11 protein-coding genes are annotated in these 16,264 nt (G+C 67.1%); 9 read left to right on the top strand and 2 right to left on the bottom strand.

The annotated features are described in order from the left end of the window. Positions 1-147: 147 nt before the first annotated feature. Complete coding sequence (locus NGB94_RS11530) at positions 148-666, bottom strand: hypothetical protein (RefSeq protein ID WP_325790780.1); 519 nt, start codon at positions 664-666, stop codon at positions 148-150. After that, on the bottom strand, positions 659-1,681 hold the full coding sequence (locus tag NGB94_RS11525; RefSeq protein WP_325790779.1) for a LacI family DNA-binding transcriptional regulator: 1,023 nt from the start codon (positions 1,679-1,681) through the stop codon (positions 659-661). Before NGB94_RS11525 ends, NGB94_RS11530 begins: the two co-directional genes overlap by 8 nt. A gap of 140 nt (positions 1,682-1,821) precedes the next feature. Here NGB94_RS11525 and NGB94_RS11520 point away from each other — a divergent pair, with 140 nt between their 5' ends. The 9 genes from NGB94_RS11520 to NGB94_RS16805 all read left to right on the top strand — a co-directional run bounded on the left by NGB94_RS11520 (position 1,822) and on the right by NGB94_RS16805 (position 15,929). After that, positions 1,822-3,471 carry an ABC transporter substrate-binding protein gene (locus NGB94_RS11520; RefSeq protein ID WP_325790778.1) on the top strand — a complete coding sequence of 550 codons (1,650 nt, stop codon included), beginning with the start codon at positions 1,822-1,824 and terminating at the stop codon, positions 3,469-3,471. A 9-nt stretch (positions 3,472-3,480) separates the two neighbouring features. Next, the gene (locus NGB94_RS11515; protein WP_325790777.1) at positions 3,481-4,428 is read left to right on the top strand and encodes an ABC transporter permease; all 948 of its coding nucleotides are present in this window, start codon (positions 3,481-3,483) and stop codon (positions 4,426-4,428) included. Then, positions 4,425-5,282, top strand: coding sequence for an ABC transporter permease (locus tag NGB94_RS11510; protein ID WP_325790776.1), 858 nt, complete (start codon positions 4,425-4,427; stop codon positions 5,280-5,282). Before NGB94_RS11515 ends, NGB94_RS11510 begins: the two co-directional genes overlap by 4 nt. Further along, positions 5,279-6,136, top strand: a complete 858-nt coding sequence (locus tag NGB94_RS11505) for an ABC transporter ATP-binding protein (RefSeq protein ID WP_325790774.1) — start codon at positions 5,279-5,281, stop codon at positions 6,134-6,136. Before NGB94_RS11510 ends, NGB94_RS11505 begins: the two co-directional genes overlap by 4 nt. After that, positions 6,133-6,954, top strand: coding sequence for an ABC transporter ATP-binding protein (locus NGB94_RS11500; protein ID WP_325790773.1), 822 nt, complete (start codon positions 6,133-6,135; stop codon positions 6,952-6,954). The genes NGB94_RS11505 and NGB94_RS11500 overlap by 4 nt, the downstream gene beginning before the upstream one ends. Next, positions 6,951-8,036: a C45 family peptidase gene (locus NGB94_RS11495; protein ID WP_325790771.1), complete on the top strand. Its 1,086-nt coding sequence runs from the start codon at positions 6,951-6,953 to the stop codon at positions 8,034-8,036. The genes NGB94_RS11500 and NGB94_RS11495 overlap by 4 nt, the downstream gene beginning before the upstream one ends. An 85-nt stretch (positions 8,037-8,121) precedes the next feature. Next, positions 8,122-12,990: an ATP-dependent helicase gene (locus NGB94_RS11490; protein WP_325790770.1), complete on the top strand. Its 4,869-nt coding sequence runs from the start codon at positions 8,122-8,124 to the stop codon at positions 12,988-12,990. 5 nt (positions 12,991-12,995) lie between these two features. Continuing rightward, entirely contained in the window at positions 12,996-14,030 is a 1,035-nt protein-coding gene (locus tag NGB94_RS11485; protein WP_325790769.1) for a DNA-formamidopyrimidine glycosylase family protein, read from the top strand. A gap of 291 nt (positions 14,031-14,321) precedes the next feature. Then, positions 14,322-15,929 carry a DUF222 domain-containing protein gene (locus NGB94_RS16805; protein ID WP_418910645.1) on the top strand — a complete coding sequence of 536 codons (1,608 nt, stop codon included), beginning with the start codon at positions 14,322-14,324 and terminating at the stop codon, positions 15,927-15,929. Positions 15,930-16,264: the final 335 nt, after the last annotated feature.

The following is a 16,264-nucleotide window of genomic DNA, read 5'->3' as shown; positions in this document are numbered from 1 at the left end:
GTGGCCCAGAAGCTCAACGGACGCCCACGTAAAACGCTCGACTGGGACAGCCCAGCCGAGCGTTTACGTGATCTACTTCTAAGCACCTAACAACCCAAGGTGTTGCAACCACCCCCAGAATCCGCCCTCTCTAACCAGCCCTAACTGTCATCTCGATGCGTCCTCGTAGTCCTCGTAGGTGTCCTCATCGTCGTCCTCGTCGTGTTCCGCGGCCGGGATCTCGGTGAGGACCATGGTGCCGCCCCGGTAGGCAACCCGCCATTCAAACCGCTGCTTCCAGCTCCCGCGGGAGACGAGCCGTTCCCGTCCGGCACCGCTGTACGGTGCGTACCATTCCAGCTGCCAGCCCGCCCGCACCCTGGACAGGGCAGCTTCCACATCCCCAAACGCCTCGTGCTGGGCAGCCTCCCGCCGCCGGCGCAAGTATGACTCCGGGATCCACAGCAGGAATCCGAGCAGCAGGCAGCCCACCAGGAGCCAGGCCACGGCGTCGCCCGCCCGCGGGGGAAGCATCTCCGCGAAGGGCAGCAGGAGCAGCAGCGGCAGCAGCAGGCCCCAGCTGGCAAGCATGAGCCACTGCACGGCTGCACAGCGCCGCCGCACCCGGGCCACCTTCGCGACCGCCGGGGTGGATACCTCGACGGATCGAAGGGTACCGTCAGCCACGGTTGCCGCCGAGTGTGGTCTCGCGCAGGATCAGGCGCGTGGACAGCGGCTGGTGCTCGGCCGGTTTCCCGGACATCACCTGTGCGGTCAGCTGTTCCACGGCCTGCGCGGCGATGAGCTCCGGGTCCAGGTCGATGGCGGTGATGGCCGGCACGGCCGACCTGGACTGTTCGGAGTCCGCGCCCGCGACCAGCTGGACATCCTGCGGAACCCGGATGCCCCGGGCGGTCAGCTCATCCAGCATTCCGCGCGCGTGGCGTCCGGTGAGGCAGTAGATCGCATCCGGCAGCTCCCCGTCCTGCAGCAGTTCCGCGACGGCGTCGCGCCCGCCTTCGGTCCCATCCGCTTCCGGCCGGGAAACAACCCTGGCCGGCATTCCGTACCCTTCGGCCCACCTGCGGTAAGCAGCCATGGAGTCCAGGTTCCACGCGTTGCGGTCGCAGCCGGTCACGAGCGCTATCCGTGCCGCACCCTTGCTCCGCAGCAGGCGCAGGACCATTTCGGTCTCGTCCTCATCCCGGGACCCCACCCAGTCGTTGAACGCGGGACGGTCCGGAACCCGGCCAATGGTCACAAACGGCAGCGATGCCTGCTGCAGCAGGTCCACCACCGGATCACCGTCGAGCGGGTCCGCAATGATGTAGCCGTCCAGCGCCAGGGCAAGCGGCTGCCGCGGCAGTTTGGAGAGGTCCCGCAGCAGCATCAGGCTGAGGTTCCGTTCCAGGCACTCCACCGCCACCGCACCGATCAGCCGGGTGAAGTAGTCGACGCCGGTGGGCCGGTAGGTGCCCAGCGCATCCAGCGGCCGCAGCATCAGCCCCACCACCCCGAGCGGGCTGCTGCGCAGTCCGCGGGCGAGCGGGTCGGGCTGGTACCCCAGGCGGTCCGCAGTCTCCATAATCCGCTGGCGGGTGGCGGCTGAGAGCGTGCCCTTGCCGTTCAAGGCATGGGAGACAGCCGTGATGGACACCCCGGCGGCCTTGGCTACATCACGGATCGTGGTTTTTGACTGCAATATTTCTCCGTTCGTTCAGCTCCCGGTAACGGTTACGTAACGGTAGAGCCTGATCGGCATATAAAACGTTTTATACACCTATATCTGGAAAGGAGCGGGCATGAATCGCCCGGCTAGGTCCTCTTTTTGGAAGGGTGCGTATGAAAAAGGCTGTACTCCCCACAGCACTGGCAGTGTCAGCGCTGCTGGCCATTACCTCCTGCAGCAGCGGTTCGGCCGGCGGTGATTCCGCAGCAGACGGCCAGGACCGCCTGGCGGAACTTGCCGTGACCACCGACGCAGCAACCGGCGAGCTTGAATCGGCAAGCTGGAACCTCCCGTTCGGTGAACCGGCGTCCCTGGATCCCATCCTGGCGTTCAACTACCCGGAGAACACGGTGGTCGCGAACATCTGCGAAGGCCTCATGATGATCCAGCCGGACTTCACCGTGACCCCCAACCTGGCCGAGTCCTTTGAGACCGAAGACGGCCAGACCTACGTGTACAAGCTGCGCGAGGGCGTGACCTTCTGGGACGGCAGCCCCATGACCGCACAGGACGTGGCATACAGCCTGAACCGCCACCTGGATCCGGAAGAGGGCAGCTACTGGGCCTCCGACGCCGTCAGCGGCAACGTTGAATCCATCGAGGCAACCTCAGAGTCCGAGGTCACCGTCACGCTCAAGAACCCGGACTGGACCTACAACTCCTACATGGCCACCCCGATGGGCGTCGTGGTGAGCGAAGAGCACCGCAAGGCTGCCGGGGAAGCCTACGGCACACCGCAGGGCGGCGTACTGTGCACCGGCCCGTTCTCCGTCGAGGAATGGCAGAGCGGCCAGAGCATCACGCTGGCCAAGAACGAGAACTACTGGAACACCGAGCGCACCCCCAAGGTGGACAGCCTGGAAATCCAGTTCATCGTGGACCCCGCAGCCATCACCAACGCCCTGGTCTCCGGTGCAATCGACGGTTCCTACGACGTTCCGCTGAGCGCCGTGTCCCAGCTTGAAGCAGCCGGCAACGGCGAACTGATCCTGGGCAAGTCCCTGCAGATGCTCGCCATCATCGCCACCGGCGACGGCCCGCTGGCCGATCCGGCCGTCCGCAAGGCCCTCTGGACCGCCACCGACCAGGAAGCCCTGGCCGCCACCGTCTACGAAGGCACCGCACGCCCGTCTGTCTCCGTGGTTCCCGACGGCGGCTGGTCCTTCGCCGATGACGTCTTCTCAGCAGCCCGCGCCGAGCTGCCCGGCGCTGAGGCAGATGTGGAGAAGGCCAAGGAAATCCTGGCCGACGCCACCGCTGACCTGTCCGAGCCGATCACCATCGTCTACCCCACTGAGCGTTCGTTCTACGCGGACATGATCTCCGAGCTCAGCCGGGCCGGCCAGGAAATCGGCCTGGACGTGCAGCCCGAAGGCGTCCCGAGCGCCCAGTTCGGTGCTTTCTTCTCCGACCCGGAGGCGCGTGCCGGCCACGGCGCGTTCGTGACCACCAATTACATGGACGTCCCGGACCCGCTGGTGTTCATGCGCACCATCGTCCAGGAGGGCGGTTCGCAGAACTTCTCCGGCTACTCCAACCCGGAAATCGAAGAGCTGATCACCAAGGCCGAAGCCACTTCCTCGGAGACCGAGCGCGCCGAACTGACCGCGGAAATCGAGGCCCTGGCGATGGCTGACATGCCGTGGCTGCCGGTCCTGGACCCGTCCGTGCGGCTGTTCATGAGCGACCGCGTCACCGGTGTTCCGGCGTCGTTCGCCTACCTCTACTACCCGTGGGCCGCTGACCTCGGCGCGGCAGGCTAAGCGGGCACCATGAAATACATCGCCAAACGGCTTCTTGCCTTGGCCGGCATCCTGCTGGCTTCGAGCTTCGCAGTCTTTGGCGGCCTGTACCTTGCACCAGGAAGCCCCGAACAGTTCCTGGTGCAGGGACGGACCGTCAGTGCCGAAGTGCTTGCGTCCATCCGCGAGCAGTACAACCTCGACGATCCGTTCCTAACCCGGTACGTGTCCTGGGTGGGTAACGCCCTGCAGGGTGACTTCGGACAGTCGCTGGCCAACCGGCAGGAAGTTGCCGACCTGCTGGCCAGCCGGCTGCCCACCACCCTCTTGCTTACCGGCCTGGCCGCGGTCCTGATCATCGTCCTGGGCGTCGGCCTGGGCACGGTGGCCGGGCTGCGGCCGGGCGCCCTGGACAACATCATCCTGTTCGCCTCCAACCTCGGCTTCGCCGTCCCCACCTTCTTTGCCGGCCTGCTGCTGATGAGCCTGTTCAGCGTCCAGCTGGGCTGGTTCCCGGTCTTCGGGTCCGGCAGCGGGGAGGGCATAGCCTCACGGCTCACGCACCTCACGCTCCCGGCCCTGGCCCTGGCCCTGCCGTCGATTGCCGTCGTTGCCCGGATCACCCGGACCGCGGTGCGTGAGGAGCGCCAGTCGGAGCACGCGCAGACTGCCCGCTCCCGCGGCGTCCCCGAACGCGTCCTCATTGCCCGCCACGTCATCCGCAACGCCCTGCTGCCCGTCACGACCGTTTCCGGCGTTCACATCGCAGGCCTGCTGGCCGGTGCGTTCGTCGTTGAATCCGTCTTCACGCTCGACGGCATCGGCGCCCTGCTGGTGACTTCCATCCAACAGAAGGACTTTGCCGTGGTTCAGGCTGTGGCCCTCATCATGGTGGTGGCGTTCGGCGTCATCAACCTGCTGGTCGACCTGCTCTACGCCGTCATCGATCCCCGCGTCCGCGTAGGCGGTGCGGCATGAGCGCTCCCGCACTGAAACCTGCACGACGGCGGCGCACCGGCGGCACATTCAGCGGTCCGCTGGCGAAAATCTGCCTCGGCTGGCTGGCCTTCGTGCTGCTGCTCGCCGTCGTCGGCCCGCTGGTCAGCCCGTTCGATCCTGCCCAGGGCAACATCGTTGACCGCTACCTCTCCCCCGGCGCCGAGCACTGGCTCGGAACCGACCAGGCCGGACGGGACCTCTTCACCCGCCTCGCCGTGGGCGCCCGGTCCACCATCCTGGCAGCGCTGGCCGTAGCCGGGCTGACGGTGCTGATCGGCGGCACCCTGGCCCTGGTGGCTGTCTGGTTCGGCGGCCGGGTGGACGGTGTGATCACCCGGTTCCTGGATTTCCTTTTTGCCTTCCCGAACCTGCTGCTCGCCGTGCTGGCAGTGGCCGTGTTCGGGGCGGGGGTGGAAACCGCCATCGTGGCCCTCGCCATCGGGTTCTCCCCGTATACCGCCCGCGTGATCCGGTCGGTGGCACTGCGCGAACGGAACCTGCCCTACGTGAAATCCGCCGAACTGCAGGGCATCTCCGGGCTGGTCATCACCTTCCGCCACCTGCTGCCTAACGTGAAGCAGCAGATCCTCACCGGCGCCAGCATCAACTTCGGCTACGCGATGATCGACCTCGCAGCCCTGTCCTACCTCGGTTTCGGTGTGCAGCCTCCGGACGCCGACTGGGGCCTGATGATCTCCTCCGGCCAGGCGTCGCTGCTCGCGGGCTATCCGCAGGAAAGCATCTACGCCGGCGTTTGTATTGTCCTGACCGTCGCCGCCCTGGGCTACCTGGGCGAGCAGCTCGGCGGCCGCCGCGCCGCAGGGAGGGCATGATGCTCACACTCGAAAACGTCGGCCTGGCCATCGGCTCCGGCCCGGACGCCAAGACCCTGCTCGATGACATCAACCTGCAGGTGGGCCCGGGTGAATCCCTGGGCCTGGTAGGCGAATCAGGGTCCGGCAAGTCCATGACCCTGCGCAGCATCCTGCGCACCCTGCCCGAGGGCAGCACCTCCACCGGAACCGTCCGCTACCGGGACAAGGACATCGCAGCGCTCTCCCGCGAGGACCTGCGCCGCTTCCGGGCGGCGGAGGTCTCGATGATTTCGCAGAACCCGATGGCTGCGCTGAACCCCGTCCTGCGGGTCGAGCGTTTCCTCATCGAGGGCATCCAGGCGGCCAGGCCGCGGACCTCCACGGCAGAAGCGCGGAAAACCGCGCTCTCCCTGCTTGCCGACGTCGGCATCCACGATCCGGAACGCTGCCTGCGTTCGTATCCGCACCAGCTCTCCGGCGGCATGCTCCAGCGCGTAGTCATTGCCGGGTCCGTGGCCCGGGGCAGTTCGCTGCTGCTCGCCGATGAACCGACGACGGCGCTGGATGTCACCACCCAGTCCGACGTCGTCGCGATCCTGAACGAGGCCCGCACCGACGCCGGAATGGCGATGATCTTCGTGACCCATGACCTCGACCTCGCGGCCGCTGCCTGCCAGCGGATCGCGGTGATGAAGAAAGGACGCATTGTGGAAGCCGGTCCGGCCCAGACGGTGCTGGGTTCGCCGCAGCACGAGTACACGCAGATGCTGGTCGCCTCCAAGCCCAGCCTCACGCACCGCGCCTCCGCGACCGCGCCCGTCTCCGGGTCCGCGTCCGTCTCCGGGTCCGCGTCCGGGGAGGAAACCGAATGAGCACCATGGTTACTGCCGAGAACCTGAACCGGACCTTCACCAGCGGTTCCGGACGCTCAAAGCGCTCCGTCCAGGCCGTGAAGGACGTCAGCTTCAGCATTGAACAAGGAACCTGCCTCGCGGTAGTGGGCGAATCCGGCTCGGGAAAGACCACCGTTGCACGCATGCTGGTGGGCCTGGAGTCCGCGGACAGCGGTTCCATCGCGGTGGACGGACGTGAAGTCACCGCAGGCTCGGGCAGACGGATCCGGCGGCAGCGGTCCAAGGACATCCAGATGGTGTTCCAGGACCCGCAGGGCAGCCTGAACCGCCGGCTGCCTGTCTTGACCGCGGTGACGGAGATCCTGCAGGCCCACACCACGCTCGACGCGGCCGGCCGGCGGAAGCGCTGCCTGGAACTCTTTGCCGAGGTGGGGCTGGAAGCCGGGCACGCGTCGTCGTACCCTGACCAGCTCTCCGGCGGGCAGAAGCAGCGCGTGGCGATTGCCCGTGCGCTTGCCGCTGAACCATCCGTCATTGTTTTGGACGAGGCCGTCTCCGCACTGGATGTCACCGTCCAGGCCCAGATCCTCGCCCTGCTGGAACGGCTGCGCGTCGAGAAGCAGCTGACCTACCTCTTCATCACCCATGACCTGGCAGTGGCCCGTCAGGTCGCAGACACTGTCATGGTGATGCAGCTGGGTTCGGTCGTCGAACACGGAACCGCCCGTGAAGTGCTCGATGCGCCCCAGCACCCGTACACCCGCCAGCTAATGGAAAGCGCGCCCCGTCCCGGGTGGGTGCCGCGCCGCCGCGACACAACCGGAGCTGTTTCATGAGCGGTTTTCCGCACCCTTCCCCCGCACTGATCACGATTGCCGCAGAGAGCGCCCGCGAACGCGGGGTCCAGCGCGGGCAGGCCTCACGGGTTGCCCTTGGCTCCGCCTGGCAGGTGTATGCGGACCTCTTTGCTGCCGGCGGCATCGGCGCCGAGCGGGTGGAACGCGAGGCTCTCGCTTCCCTGGAGGCGGTCCGCGGCTGGCTGCCGGACCTCGCGGCCGAAATCCAGGGCACTGCTGACGGTGCGGGTCTGCCCGTCTGGCAGGTTGCCGCCCTCAACGCCCGTACGGAGATCCTCTCGCTGGCCGCCGGACGGCTGCCGGGCGAGTGTTCAACCGTTATCAGCACGCTTCCCGGCCGGGTGTTCTCCGCCCAGACCTGGGACTGGCATGAGGAGCTTGCCGGCGCCTGGCACCTGCAGACGGTTACCCACTCCGGCGGCCGGTTCACCGGGATGACCGAATACGGAATCCTGGGAAAGATCGGCGTCAACAGTTTTGGCGTGGGAGTGCACCTGAACGTCCTGGGCCACCGCGAGGACGCGCCGGGTGCCGTTCCGGTGCATGTCGCCGCGGCCGCTGTGCTGTATCTGGCCAGGACCCTGGAGGAAGCGGTCGACCTGCTCACCGCAGCTCCCGTGACGACGTCCAGCTGCATTTCCGTGGTGACTCCCCGGGGTGCGCGGATGGTGGAGCTCAGCCCTGCCGGCGCCCAGGTGATCGGCGGCTCCGGCGACTACCTGCTGCACACCAACCACTTCCTCGCGCCCGTGCCTGCCGCCGGGGAGAAGTCGGAGCTCTACCAGCCGGATTCAGGGCAGCGGATGGAGCTGCTGCAGCGGCGGAGCGGGGCGCAGTTTGACCCAGTTTCCTCCGCTGATCTGGTTCCCTACCTGTGTTCGCGCCCCGGAGACGGCGCGGAGCTGTGCTGTGTCCCGGCATCCGGTGCACGGTTCGGCGACCGGTGGCGCACGCTCGCCACGGCACTGATCAACCCGGACGCGGCGCAATTGGAGGTTTCGCCGGGGGCGCCCACCGAAACGGCGCCGGCCACCTGGCAGGTGCTCTCGGCCCGGCTCTAGCCGGCGGACCCCCGGTATTTAGCCGGGAGCCGAACCGGAGGGATGGGTGCCCCGCATTGTCGGTGCGGTGGTGAACAATGGGTGCATGACGTCGGCAGGCTCGGTGCTCCAGAAGTTCACCCCCGCCACCCGGGACTGGTTCACGGGGGCATTCACGGAACCGACTGCTGCCCAGGTTGGTGCCTGGGATGCCATTTCCGAGGGGTCCAACGCCCTGGTTATCGCACCCACGGGGTCCGGCAAGACGCTGGCTGCCTTCCTCTGGTCGCTGGACCGGTTTATTGCCGACGCCGCTGCCTCCCCCGCGCCGGATCCTGAACCCGCGCAGGCGTCGGGGCGAGGGCGGTCGCGCGTGCCCAAGCGCAAGACGAAAGTCCTCTACATCTCGCCGCTAAAGGCACTGGGCGTGGATGTGGAGCGGAACCTGCGGGCTCCGCTGATCGGCATCACGCAGACGGCCAAGCGGCTGGGCCTTCCCGCGCCGTCGATCACCGTGGGCGTGCGCTCCGGAGACACTCCGCAGAATGAACGCCGGGCTCTGCTGACCCGGCCGCCGGACATCCTGATCACCACGCCGGAATCGCTGTTCCTGATGCTTACGTCCCAGGCACGGGAAACGCTGTCCGAGGTGGATACCGTCATTGTGGACGAGGTCCATGCCGTGGCCGGCACCAAGCGCGGCGCCCATCTGGCCGTTTCCCTCGCCCGGCTGGACGCCATGCTGGACAAACCGGTGCAGCGCATCGGGCTCTCCGCAACCGTGGAGCCGCAGGAGACAGTGGCCCGGTTCCTCGGCGGCAACGCTCCGGTGCGGATCGTCTCTCCCAAGTCCCGGAAGAACTGGAACCTGACCGTCACCGTCCCTGTGGAGGACATGACAGACCTCGGGCAGGCTCCCGCAGAGGACACGGTGGAGGGAGGGTTCGCTCCGCAGGCCAGCATCTGGCCGCATGTGGAGGAGAAGATCGCGGACCTGATCGAGGCCAACCGCTCCACGATTGTCTTTGCCAATTCCCGTCGCCTGGCCGAACGGCTCACTGCCCGACTGAATGAGATCCACGCCTACCGGCTCGAAGCGGCCCAGGCTGCGGAGGCTGCCACCGGAACGGACGGCGGCCCCTTGCCTGCCGTTCCTGCCGGCCGCGCCCCGGCACAGCTGATGGCGCAGGCGGGAGTGTCCATCCCTGCCCGGCAGGAGGACACCGCCGACGACGACGCCCCGGTCCTGGCCCGCGCCCACCACGGTTCAGTGTCCAAGGACCAGCGGGCCATGATCGAAGATGACCTGAAGTCCGGGCGGCTGCGGTGTGTAGTGGCGACGAGCTCGCTGGAACTGGGCATCGATATGGGTGCCGTGGACCTGGTGGTGCAGGTCGAATCGCCGCCGTCCGTGGCCAGCGGTCTGCAGCGGGTTGGCCGCGCGGGGCACCAGGTCGGGGAGATCTCCCAGGGCGTGATGTTCCCCAAGCACCGCGGCGACCTGCTGAACTCCGCCGTCACGGTGGAACGGATGCTTGCCGGGCAGATCGAACCGCTGTTTATCCCGGCGAATCCGCTGGACATCCTGGCGCAGCAGACCGTCGCGGCTGCAGCGCTGGGGAGCATCGATGTGGAGGAATGGTTCGACGTCGTGCGCAGTTCCGCGCCGTTCGCCGGGCTCCCGCGGTCCGCTTTTGATGCCACTCTTGACCTGCTTTCCGGCCGCTACCCCTCCGACGAGTTTGCCGAGCTGCGGCCGCGCATCATCTGGGACCGGAACGAGAACACGATTACGGGGCGCCCCGGTGCGCAGCGCCTGGCCGTGACCTCCGGCGGCACTATTCCGGACCGGGGCCTGTTCGGGGTGTACCTCGTGGGCGATTCGGAGGGCAAGAACAGCCGCCGGGTCGGTGAACTCGACGAGGAGATGGTCTACGAGTCCCGGGTGGGGGACATTTTCGCCCTCGGCGCCACCAGCTGGCGGATCGAGGACATCACCCACGACCGGGTCCTGGTCTCCCCCGCCTTCGGTCAGCCGGGAAAGCTCCCCTTCTGGCGCGGTGATTCCCAGGGCCGGCCGGTTGAACTGGGCCGGGCGCTCGGCAAATTCGTCCGCGAAATGGCCGGCACGGGCGAGACGGAAGCGCAGGAGCGGCTCGCCGCCGCCGGGCTGGACGAGTGGGCCTCCGGGAACCTGATGGCGTACCTGCGTGAGCAGCAGCAGGCCACCGAGGTGGTGCCGAGCGACAAAACCCTGGTGATCGAGCGGTTCCATGACGAGCTGGGCGACTGGCGAGTGGTCCTCCACAGCCCGTTCGGCATGCCGGTCCACGCTCCGTGGGCGCTGGCGGTGGGGGCCCGGCTGCAGCAGCGCTACGGTCTGGACGGTTCCGCGATGGCGTCCGACGACGGGATTGTGCTGCGGGTGCCGCTCATGGAGGACGAGCCGCCCGGAGCTGAACTGTTCCTGTTCGAACCGGACGAGCTCGAATCGATCGTCACCGCAGAGGTTGGCGGTTCGGCGTTGTTCGCTTCGCGTTTCCGCGAGTGTGCCGCCCGCGCACTGCTGCTGCCGCGGCAGAACCCCGCCAAGCGCACCCCGCTCTGGCAGCAGCGCCAGCGTTCGGCCCAGCTCCTGGACGTGGCCCGCAAGTTCCCCACCTTCCCCATCGTGCTGGAAACCGTTCGTGAATGCCTGCAGGACGTCTACGACCTTCCGGCGCTGAAGGACCTCGCCGCCGCCGTCGAGCGCCGCGAAATACGGCTGGTGGAAACCACCACGCCGCAGCCCTCGCCGTTCGCCCGGTCCCTTCTTTTTGGCTACGTGGGTGCGTTCCTCTACGAGGGCGACTCCCCGCTCGCCGAGCGCCGTGCCGCCGCGTTGTCCCTGGATCCGACCCTGCTCAATGAGCTGCTGGGCCGGGCCGAACTGCGCGAACTGCTGGACGCGCGGATCATCGCGCAGACCGAGGCTGAGCTGCAGCGCCTGGCTCCGGACCGTCGGGCCCGCGGACTGGAAGGCGTCGCTGATTTGCTGCGCCTGCTCGGGCCGCTCACTGCCGCCGAGGTTGCTGCCCGACTGGAGCCGGTTGCGCCTGCGGACGGCACCGAGCCGGATGCTGATGCTGCTGCTGCTGCGGACCACGCAACGGAAGCCGACGCGGAGCAGCTGCTGCGCGAACTGGTCCGGGCGAACCGAGCCCTGCAGGCCGGAATTGCCGGTACGCAGCGCTACGCCGCGATCGAGGATGCTGCCCGGCTGCGCGATGCCCTTGGCGTTCCGCTGCCCATGGGTGTTCCCCTGGCCTTCATTGAGCCGGTTCCGGATCCGCTTGGCGACCTGGTGGGACGCTATGCCCGCACCCACGGTCCCTTCACGGCAGCGGAGGCGGCCGCCCGGCTGGGACTCGGCGTCGCCGTCGTCACCACCACGCTCCAGCGGCTCGCCGGTGAGGGACGGGTTGCCGAGGGCGAGTTCCGGCCCACCGAGGCGCAGGTTCTGGATGCGGCGTCGGGTGTGGATCAGTTCCCTCCGGCCGTGATCACGATGCCCGGAGTGCCGGCCGGCTCAGAATGGTGCGACGCCGAGGTGCTCAGGCGGCTGCGCCGCCGGTCCCTGGCTGCGCTGCGTTCCGACGTCGAACCTGTGGATCCGCCCACCTACGGACGGTTCCTGCCGGCCTGGCAGAACGTGGGGTCCTCGCTGCGGGGGCTCGACGGCGTCGCAACGGTGATCGACCAGCTTTCCGGAGTGCCGATTCCGGCGTCCGCGTGGGAGCCGCTGATCCTGGGATCACGGGTGCGCGATTATGCTCCCGCCATGCTCGACGAACTGACCGCAACCGGTGAGGTGATCTGGTCAGGAACCGGGTCGCTGCCGGGAAATGACGGGTGGATCTCGCTGCATCTGGCGGAGAACGCTGCGCTGACTCTCAACCCCGATCCGGACTTTGCGCCCTCGGAGCTGCAGACCCGGCTGCTGGACCTGCTCTCCGGTTCCGGTGCGTATTTCTTCCGGCAGCTTGCCGAGGCGGTGAACAGTGCGCCGCTGCAGGACGGCGGTGCGCTGCTTCCCGATTCGGAGATTATTACGGCGCTGTGGGAGCTGGTCTGGGCCGGCAGGATTTCGAATGACACGTTCACTCCGGTGCGGTCGCTGCTGTCCGGCGGAAAGACGGCTCATAAGCAGCGTGCTTCGACGCCCCGGGCCCGTACTGCCCGGCTGGGGCGGATGGGCCGGGGTTCACTGAGCAGTTCGTCGCTGCGTCTTGCCGGTGCGGCGGGCGACGTGCCGGTACGCGGTCCGCAGCCGCTGGTCGCGGGGCGCTGGAGCCTGCTGCCCGCGGTGGAAACGGATACGACTGTTCATGCCCATGCCACGGCCGAGCTGCTGATGGACCGCTACGGCGTGGTGACGCGGGGTTCCGTAGCCAGCGAGGGCGTTCCCGGCGGGTTCGGCCTGCTCTACAAGGTGCTGGCCCGGCTCGAGGAGATGGGACGCTGCCGGCGCGGTTACTTCATCGAGCAGCTGGGGGCCGCGCAGTTCGCGGTTCCCGCGACCGTCGACCGGCTGCGTTCCTTCTCCAGGGAGAACCAGCTGGCGGTTCCCGAACCTGAGGCGGTGGCGCTGGCAGCAACGGATCCGGCGAACCCGTACGGTGCCGCCCTACCTTGGCCTTCGTCCGACGGCGGGCACCGGCCCGGACGGAAGGCGGGTGCTTTGGTGGTGATGGTCGACGGCGAGCTGGTGCTCTACGTGGAACGCGGCGGCAAGACGCTGCTGACGTACACGGACGACGCCGAGATCCTTCTGCTGGCCGGTGCCGCACTGGTGGGGATTATCCGCCGAGGCGCAGCGGAGAAGATGGCCGTGGAGAAGGCCAACGGCGTGGATGTGCTGGACACCCCTGTGGCGACGGCGTTGCTGGCTGCAGGGTTCTATTCGACGCCGAAGGGACTTCGGTACCGTGTCTGAGGTTTGTGGTTTGGCGGGGGTTTTGGTTGGGGCTGGGGGCCGTGCTGGGGCGGCGGGCCGCGCCGGGGCGGAGGGTTCCGCAGGGGCGGCGGGCCGCGCCGGGGCAGAGTTGCGCGCTGCGGCGGCGGGATGCGCTGGGGCAGAGTTGCGCACTGGGCCGGCGGGCCGCGCCGGGGCGGAGTTGCGCACTGCGGCGGCGGGCCGCGCTGCATCCGAGGGCTTGGAGGTGTGCGGTGCCTGAGGGCGATACCGTCTGGCGTGCCGCGCGTGGACTTCATACTGCGCTGGCCGGTGCCGAACTGATCCGGACCGATTTCCGCGTGCCGCGGTTCGCCACGACCGACCTCAGCGGACGCACCGTAGAAGGGGTAGTTTCCCGCGGCAAGCACCTACTGATCCGGGTTGCTCCCGGCCCAGGCGAGTCCGAGGGCTGGAGCATTCATTCACACTTGAAGATGGAAGGCCTGTGGCATATCTACGGCCGCGGCGAGCGCTGGCGCCGTCCGGCGTTCAAGGCTCGGGTCGTGCTGGAAACCGCGGAAAAGCAGGCGGTGGGGTTCGAGCTGGGGATCCTGCGCGTATTCCCACGCAGCGGCGAAGAAGAAGCTGTCGGATATCTGGGTCCTGACCTGCTGGGCCCGGACTGGGATGCCGCGGAGGCCTTGCGCCGGCTTGCCTCGGTTCCGGAACGCCCGGTGGGGCTGGCATTGCTCGATCAGCGGAATCTGGCCGGCATCGGCAACGTCTACCGCTGTGAACTGTGTTTCCTCGTCGGTGTCCATCCGCTCACTCCGGTGCAGGACATTCCCAATCTGGAACGACTCGTCGATTTGTCGAAGCGGCTGCTGGAAGCCAACAAAACCCGGTCCAGGCGCATCACCACAGGTCTGGCCGGACGGGATCCGCTGTGGGTCTATAACCGTGAGAAACGCGGCTGCCTGCGCTGCGGAACCAAGGTGGTTCACGAGCTCGTTGGGGACACCGAGTTGGAACTGCGGGACCTGTATTACTGTCCGCATTGCCAGCCGCCTGTGGGCTGAACCGGCACTGATCCGTTTCCTATCGATCCTCCACCAGGTCCTGCCCGCGCTGTCGCCCCCCTGACGCGGCGCTGGTCCCTTCCCTCCGTTCCCGACCACATCCTGGCCGTGCCCTCGTCCCCCCGTGAGGCGGGGCTTGCCCCTTCTCTCTGTTCCCGACCTCATCCTGCCCGTATGCCCTCGCCTCCGTGAGGCGGGGCTTGCCCTTGCCTCTGTTCCCGACCACATCCTGCCCGTGCTGCCCGTCCTGCCCGTCCTGCCCGCCATCTTCCCTTCGCACTGTTCCTCCCCATGATTCGAAAGCCCACCAGCCAATGGCGTTTCTCCACAATGAGAAGGTCTTCGCTTAGGTTCCGTTCCTTCGGGCGGAATGCTTGTCACATGAGACCAGCCAGCAGCAGGGAACGGGAGACAGCCCCCGGTGTCTCCCCTGCCCACGACTCCCTGGCATTTCTGGACACCTACACCGTCGCCGAGCGGGCAGACGATGCGAACGATGGCCCATGGGCGGCCAGTGTCCGGCGCGATGCCCATGCTTCTGAATCAATCCTTGGCCCCGGCTTCAGAGGACGTCTTGAGCTCGCCCAGACGGATTCGATTTCCGCAGAAGATGCAGTGCCGGTCCTCAAGCAACTGGCCGCTCTTGTGTCCTGGGCTCAGGCGCAGCAGGCCCTGATCATCCACCGGATAGAAACCGAACTACGGCGTGACATTGAGCAGAGCCTTGGACCCGTGGAAGGTTCAGTTGCTCTGTCCGCCGCTGCCGCAGAAGTTGGGGCCGCACTCAACCTCCCGCACATGAGTGCTTTGGCGCTGGTCAGCGAGGCGAGCACCCTGTGCACGGTGAACCGGTCCACGCATGTCCAACTCTCCCGGGGATCCATTACTTACCGCCACGCCCAGCGGATCATGGAAGAGGTTCAGTCCGTGCCGTCTGACCAAGCTCCCCGCTTCGAACTCGAACTCATCGAGCTGGCCCAAGGACGCACCTGCGCACAGTTCACAGCTAAGGCACGCAGGCTTCGGGAATCCCGCTGGCCCGAGACCATTTCTCTCCGGCACAAACACGCGCTTGATCTTCGGCGTGTCAGCCTGGATCCCAGACCTGACGGCATGGCGGAGCTTTCAGCTTTGGTGGCTGCGGAGAAAGGGCAGGCAATTTACAACTCCTTGACGGCCTCCGCACGTGCTGCGCGTTCTGCCGGTGACAGTCGGACGCTCGACCAGCTCCGAACCGATGGGCTCACATCTCTGCTTCTGAGGGTTCCGTTGTCCGCCGGCTCATCTACAGGCAGTTCATTACCCACTTTCGGTGACCTGACCGCCGCTGCCCCCGTCCTGCCACCAGCCGAAGATCCCTGTGGAATCCGGACGGAAATCATGGTTCTCATAGATGCAGACACCCTCCTGGGAGTGAACGACGACGCGGCGGAGCTGAATGGCTACGGGCCGATTAGTGCAGACGCTGCCCGAAGGCTGGCACGCCAGGCAATGCATTGGACAGGACTCGTGAGAGACAGCTCGTCCGGCGAGATCCTGGCAGTAGGCCGGCGGCGGAAGGTTCCTGCCGGGTTGAAACGCTGGTTGCAGGCCAGGGACGGTACATGCAGGTTTCCGGGCTGCCGGGTTAGTACCTTCCGAACGGAAATCGACCACACGATCCCCTGGAGCCGTGGCGGAACCACGGAGCACGGCAATCTCGGAAACCTCTGCCCCAAGCACCACCGCCTGAAGTCACTCGGGTTGTGGAAAGCCCGCCAGCCCCGCCCGGGAAAGTTGGAGTGGGTGTCTCCGCTGCGGGCGCGGTACAGCACTGAGGCCCAGCTGGACTATGCCGCCCACCCCCGGGACGCATCATCACGGTCCTCTTCGGAAGACCCCGAGCCGCCGCCGTTTTAGCCGAGCGGCCTTCCGTCGGTCCTGCCGCCGAAGACCCGAAGGTCCGTAGGCCCGGAGGCCTCTAGCCGGCCAGAGGACTCACTGGTTCAGCGTGAGGACCACCTCCGCCTCGTGCGGCCCTCCACAACGGGCAGTTCCACCAACGCGTTTCCAATCGAGTTCAGCCTCCTGATCTGCCAGGACCTCGCCAGTCTCCGAGGAAGCCCGGAGCTGAACAGCTTCGGGAATCTGCATGGATGTCGTGACCTTCCAACCAGTCTCAGACTTCACAACCGACACCTCGTTCACCAGCGGGGTCTCTGGTCCCGGAGTATCAGCGCCGCCGCCGGAATAAC

The organism is Arthrobacter koreensis (genome assembly GCF_035792275.1).
In the GTDB taxonomy this organism is placed as follows: domain Bacteria; phylum Actinomycetota; class Actinomycetes; order Actinomycetales; family Micrococcaceae; genus Arthrobacter_B; species Arthrobacter_B koreensis_A.
The sequence above is the reverse complement of the archived record's forward strand: the minus strand, read 5'-3'. Positions and strand labels throughout refer to the sequence as shown.